A 5,577-nucleotide genomic window follows, 5' to 3' on the forward strand; every position below is an offset into this window, starting at 1 on the left:
GAGGTACGGCGACATCGACGGTGTATGAATCGCGCCAGTGGGCGCACAGGTGATGATGACTTTGCGTTTCGTTGCCATATTAAACCTCTGGATTTTTACATTCTCGAGTACATCGACGGTCCTGAGCTGAATCGCGCGACGCAAATGGGCCGGCGACCGCACCGAGGAAACTCGCCGTCAGGATTACTTCGCTTCTTACATCTGCGCCCCGATCATCCAGGGTACGAATTCCTCGTTACCGACGCCCAACGCTTCGCTTTTGCTCTCCTTGCCAGACGCGACCTCAATGATCATCTTGAAGATTTCCTCTCCTTTTTGTTCGACCGTCGCCGTGCCATCCATGATCTCGCCGCAGTTGATGTCCATGTCATCGGCCATTCGCTTGTACATGCTGGTGTTCGTGGCGACCTTGATCGAAGGTGCCGGCTTGGCGCCAAAACAGGATCCACGTCCGGTCGTAAAGACCACCAGATTTGCCCCGCTCGCGATCTGGCCGGTCGCGCCCATCGGGTCGTATCCTGGCGCGTCCATGAAGACCAGGCCTTTGACGTCGACTGGCTCGGCATAGCGATAGACACCCATGAGAGGGGATGAGCCACTCTTCGCCACCGCACCCAACGACTTCTCAAGGATGGTGGTCAGCCCACCCGCCTTGTTGCCAGGCGTCGGATTGTTATCGATGCTGCCTTTCTCTCTTTCCGCGTACTGCTCCCACCAATGGATTCGCTCAACAATCTTTTCCCCGACTTCAGGACGAATTGCGCGTCGGGTTAAAAGATGCTCTGCGCCATAAATTTCCGGGGTTTCGGTGAGAATGGCGGTGCCACCATGCTGTACCAGCAAATCGACTGCAGCACCGAGTGCAGGATTCGCGGTAATCCCCGAATACCCGTCAGATCCTCCACATTGCAGCGCGATGCTCAGATGGGAGATGGGCAAGGGCTCTCGCGTTGCCTCGTTCGCGACTGGGAGCATTTTTTGGACGGCGGCAATCGCAGCATCGACGGTCTTCTGGGTACCGCCTTGCTCTTGCATCACGAGCGGCACCATGAGCGCACCTGGCTGCACACCTTCGGCGACGAACATCGCACCCATCTGGTTCGCCTCGCAGCCGAGCCCAATGATAAGAACGCCCGCAAAATTCGGATGCTTTGCATAGCCGCCAATGGTGCGGCGCAATTGCTGAATACCTTCGCCGTTATGATCGATGCAGCACCCAAAGCTGTGGGTGATCGGAACAATGCCATCGACATTTGGGTACGCGTCGAGCGCCCCGGGCGCTGAGAAATGCTGCGTGACCAGCTTTGTCACCGTTGCTGAGCAGTTGACGGTACTAATCACGCCAATGTAGTTACGTGTCGCGACTCGGCCATCGGGCCGACGAAACCCTTGAAAAGTAAGCGGTACGGCGGCAGGTTCGGTGGGCTTCACATCGGTTCCGAACGCATAGTCTCGGGCGAAGTCGCCCATGGCCATGTTTTGGACGTGAACATGATCGCCTGGCGCAATCGCTTTGGTAGCGAACCCGATGATTTGCCCGTATCGGCGCACGGCGCCGCCAGCTTCGATGGCGCGCAAAGCAACTTTGTGAGCGGCAGGAATGTTGTCGCGAACGACTAACCCTCCCAACTCATGAACTACGGTTCCAGCTGTGAGTGCGCTACGCGCGATCGCGACATCGTCGTTTTCGTTCAACTTGATGGTTAAAGCGGTCGAAGTCATTTTCTGTCTCGTGTATGTGGGGCTGCAGCCTGCTCTCAGACAACGGTAAGCGTGATATGGCGACCTATCGTGCAGGAACGCCCATGCGCCGTCGCTTACTGCGGGTCTGCGGCCACAGGTACTGCGGGGTGTTGCTCTTGCACTGCGTCACGGGGATGACGTTCAGAGCCGTGGCGAAGACGAACGGCGCAAACCGCCGCAAGTACGATCACGCCTGCCATAAGCAGCAGTCCGTTTATGGCTTTGCCGGTCGTTTGCTCGACGATGCCCATCACGGTAGGTCCAACAAACCCGCCGAGGACGCCGCAGGAGTTCAACAGCCCCAAACCTCCAGCCAGGGCAGTCCCGCTCAGACGTGAGCTGGGGAAGCTAAAGAGCACGGACTGTACGCCGAAGAACATCAGCGCTGCTACACACATCGCGAGCAAAGCAAGTGCGGGAGGCGCATATACCGCCACCACGAGACCAGAGGCCATGATGAGGAACCCGACGACAAGCAGAGCGCGGCTTTGAGCGGAAGTCTTAGCCAGACTCGGCAGCGTTGCCGCACCGATCGACGCTGCAAGCCATGGCGCGGCCGAAAGCACTCCAATGAGGAACGGGGAGAAGTGGCCAGAGGCTCCAATGATGCCGGGCAAGAAAAAGATGACCGCGTAGATCGTGATTTGATGGCAGAAGTAGACAAAGATTGCGAGCCAAACCTGCTTGTCGCGGAGGCAATCCTTGAAATTGTGGGCGGCGTTGTGTTCCCGTTCCGAGAGTCGATGTTCAAGGTCAGTTGCCTCTTGCTTCGACAGCCACGGTGCGGCGCTCGGCCGGTCCGGAAGCTTTTTCCACACAACGTAAGCGAGCACAATCGCAGGCAACCCTTCCAGGAAGAACAACCATTGCCAGCCATGCATTCCAAACGCGCCATCAAGTTCAAGCAGGGCACCACCGATGGGTCCCCCGATGACATTCGCAATGCAAACGCCCAACAAGAAGTAGCCGGTTGCGCGCGCGCAATCCTTGCGGTCAAACCAGTAGGTTAGGTACAGGATGACGCCCGGGAAGAAACCAGCTTCGGCTGCCCCAAGCAAAAGGCGCAACACGTAGAACGACGTTTCCCCCTGCACGAAGGCCATCGCGGTGGACAACACACCCCACGTGACCATGATGCGCGTGATCCAGAAACGTGCGCCGACTCGGTGCATCAACAAGTTGCTCGGGATCTCGAGTGAAGCGTACGAAAGAAAAAACAGTCCAGCTCCCAGCCCATATGTAGCCGCGGAAAGTCCGAGATCAATACTCATTGAGTGCTTTGCCAGCGCGATATTCGTGCGATCAAGGAAGCTGATCGTGTACACGAGAATAAGCAGCGGCATCAGTTTCCGGAAGATCCGCCTATTTAGGGACGAACGATCTTCAGGTGAGGCGGTTAAAGAACCGGCTTTGTCAGATTGCATAAAAGTCTCCAGCTACGGTTTCTGGGAACCCAACGGCGTTGTTGCAGCCATGACACCCCGAAACGGCAATCTTTCGGCGGTGCGCTCGGGCGGCGAACGCCATTTGATTAGTGATTTGTGATCACAAACTCAGGTTATGCGAGTGGAATGGAGTCGTCAAGCAAGATGGCGATCAGGTAAACCCTCGTTCGGCGGAAAAGTCAGGTCAGCTTGCACCGGCCGCAGTTGTGCGTATCATGATCACAAATCACTTCGCCTGATGGAGGCAATCATGGCAGCCGCTCGTTCGGGGTCGCAGGACTTACCAGCTCTTGAACTCGTTCCACGCGAGACCATGGCTGAGCGCGTGTATCTTCAATTGCGCGAGGCGATCATGACGGGCCGGTTCGCGCCAGGCCAGACGTTGACCCTTCGCGGTGTCGCAGAGGCGGTGGGCTCCTCGACAATGCCCGTTCGTGGGGCACTAACGCGCTTGCAGGCAGAAGGGGCCCTGATTGACGGACCCGGCCGAGGGTTGATGGTGCCCCCAATGACGCTTGAGATTCTCGACGAACTGCGCGACGGTCGAATCGCGCTCGAGGGGTGTATCGCAAAGCGGGCGGCGACCCGGATGACAAAGGCAGATCTCAGCGCTCTGCAGCGGGTATTCGACAGGATGGATGGGCGCGCTAAGGCGGGTGATGTCGCGGGCTATCTCCGCGGCAATTTTGAGTTCCATCAGGCAATCTACTCTCACGGGTGCAGCGAGGTGATGATGGGAACGGTCCAGAATCTTTGGATGCGTATCGGTCCGTTCTTGAATCTGGTCGCGCCGGACCTTGCCCACATTGCGCATTCCATGGAAGCACACCGGCAGATTTTCGATGCGTTGAAACGTGGCGACGGCGAGGCCGCGAGAGCTGGCATCGAGCGCGATCTGGGCGACGCTGCGGACGATGTCAAGGCGCGATTGTTAAGCAGAGAAGCCGCAAACGCGGCGCAGACGGAAACGGCCTAAAGTTGCACTCGGCGCGCACGCGTGAGAGTCACCTCCGCGGTCCTCGCGGGACGAGAAGGCCGTGTCCGTTGTGACCGCGAGGAAGGGCACCGCGCTTTCGGCCGGATGCCTACGTGGCGCATGACCATTAGAAATCAAACAGTCAACTGCCCGCGGCGCGCTTCTAAGCGGCGCTTTAAGAGAAACCGACTTAGCGTTTGTCCCAATCAAAAACCGGTTGACTCGTCCCCGCCACAGATACAAACTGAATCTGCTTTGTGATCACAAGTCACTAATCTCAAAGAACCCGCGGGCCTTGGTGTTTCGTATGACAAAGCATACGGCCGATGGCTTGAACCGCAAAAATCCGACTTCTTTTGGTGATCACAAATCACAAATTTCGACAGAATGCGGACAAGCAATTGCCCTTGTGGGAGACGATCACGTCGCCCGGCTGCTCGGGATGCCCGCATGTAAACCGTGGCAAATACCTCCGTGAAACAAAAGGGAGACAAACATGAATGTTCTACAGATGTTGAAGCCAAACGTGGGCCTACGTGTGCTCGTAACAGGCGGTGCGTCCGGCATCGGGCTCGTAATTGCACGCGCGTTCGTCGATGCCGGCTCGCGCGTTCATGTCTGTGACGCGAGCCAGCAGGCGATCGACGCGCTGCTCGAAGCCGAGGGCCGCGTGGAATCAAACGCGATCACCACGACGCTCGCTGACGTATCGGACGCGGCCGCGGTCGAACGCGTCTTCGCCGATGTACAGAATCGACTTGGCGGCCTCGATGTGCTGATCAACAACGCAGGTATCGCGGGTCCCACGGGCGGCATCGACGAGCTCGACATGAGCGAGTGGAAGCAAACCATTGACGTGAACTTGAACGCGCAATTCTATTTCGCCCGCCGCGCGGTGCCGCTCCTGCGCAGTGCGCCCAACGGCGGCGCAATCATCGGCCTGTCCTCAGTTGCCGGGCGTCTGGGCTACGCCTATCGAACACCGTACTCCGCGACGAAGTGGGCGGTCGTCGGGCTGACTAAAAGTCTTGCTATCGAACTCGGACCTGTCGGCATCCGTGTGAACGCGATCCAGCCTGGCATCGTTAAAGGCCCCCGGATCGAGCGTGTGATCGAGGCGCGCGCGCGCCAACTCGGCATCTCCTATGACGAGATGGAGAAACAGTATCTCGAGAAGATTTCACTGCGCCGGATGACAACCCCCGAGGAAGTCGCGGCCACCGCACTCTTTCTGTGTTCGCCGGGCGGCAGCGGCATCTCAGGGCAGGCGATCTCGGTCTGCGGCAACGTCGAAGTGCTTTGAACGCATTTGAATGCATTGATCACGAGGTTTATATGGCAACGAAACGCAAAGTCATCATCACCTGTGCACCCACTGGCGCGATTCATACACCGTCGATGTCGCCGTACCTG

6 protein-coding genes are annotated in these 5,577 nt (G+C 57.9%); 3 read left to right on the forward strand and 3 right to left on the reverse strand.

What is annotated here, in order from left to right:
- The 3 genes from AWB81_RS47775 to AWB81_RS39890 form a co-directional block, all read right to left on the reverse strand.
- Positions 1 to 78: 3-keto-5-aminohexanoate cleavage protein (locus AWB81_RS47775; RefSeq protein WP_143328446.1), on the reverse strand; the 78-nt coding region annotated here is incomplete at its 3' end.
- Positions 79 to 195: 117 nt separating this feature from the next.
- Positions 196 to 1,722, reverse strand: coding sequence for a D-arabinonate dehydratase (locus AWB81_RS39885; protein WP_062643825.1), 1,527 nt, complete (start codon positions 1,720 to 1,722; stop codon positions 196 to 198).
- A gap of 95 nt (positions 1,723 to 1,817) precedes the next feature.
- Positions 1,818 to 3,167, reverse strand: coding sequence for an MFS transporter (locus AWB81_RS39890; RefSeq protein WP_062643827.1), 1,350 nt, complete (start codon positions 3,165 to 3,167; stop codon positions 1,818 to 1,820).
- 271 nt (positions 3,168 to 3,438) lie between these two features.
- Between AWB81_RS39890 and AWB81_RS39895 the strand changes: the two genes are divergently transcribed.
- The 3 genes from AWB81_RS39895 to AWB81_RS47780 all read left to right on the forward strand — a co-directional run.
- Positions 3,439 to 4,164, forward strand: coding sequence for a GntR family transcriptional regulator (locus AWB81_RS39895; RefSeq protein WP_062643829.1), 726 nt, complete (start codon positions 3,439 to 3,441; stop codon positions 4,162 to 4,164).
- 496 nt (positions 4,165 to 4,660) lie between these two features.
- Positions 4,661 to 5,467 carry an SDR family oxidoreductase gene (locus AWB81_RS39900; protein ID WP_062643831.1) on the forward strand — a complete coding sequence of 269 codons (807 nt, stop codon included), beginning with the start codon at positions 4,661 to 4,663 and terminating at the stop codon, positions 5,465 to 5,467.
- 32 nt (positions 5,468 to 5,499) lie between these two features.
- The coding region (locus AWB81_RS47780; protein ID WP_143328446.1) for a 3-keto-5-aminohexanoate cleavage protein at positions 5,500 to 5,577 on the forward strand (78 nt) is incomplete at its 3' end.

It is taken from the genome of Caballeronia arationis (assembly GCF_001544975.2).
GTDB lineage: Bacteria > Pseudomonadota > Gammaproteobacteria > Burkholderiales > Burkholderiaceae > Caballeronia > Caballeronia arationis.

Coding starts and splice junctions, on each gene's coding strand:
- AWB81_RS39885 (WP_062643825.1), bottom strand. CDS start 1,722: ATGACTTCGACCGCTTTAACCATCAAGTTGAACGAAAACGACGATGTC.
- AWB81_RS39890 (WP_062643827.1), bottom strand. CDS start 3,167: ATGCAATCTGACAAAGCCGGTTCTTTAACCGCCTCACCTGAAGATCGT.
- AWB81_RS39895 (WP_062643829.1), top strand. CDS start 3,439: ATGGCAGCCGCTCGTTCGGGGTCGCAGGACTTACCAGCTCTTGAACTC.
- AWB81_RS39900 (WP_062643831.1), top strand. CDS start 4,661: ATGAATGTTCTACAGATGTTGAAGCCAAACGTGGGCCTACGTGTGCTC.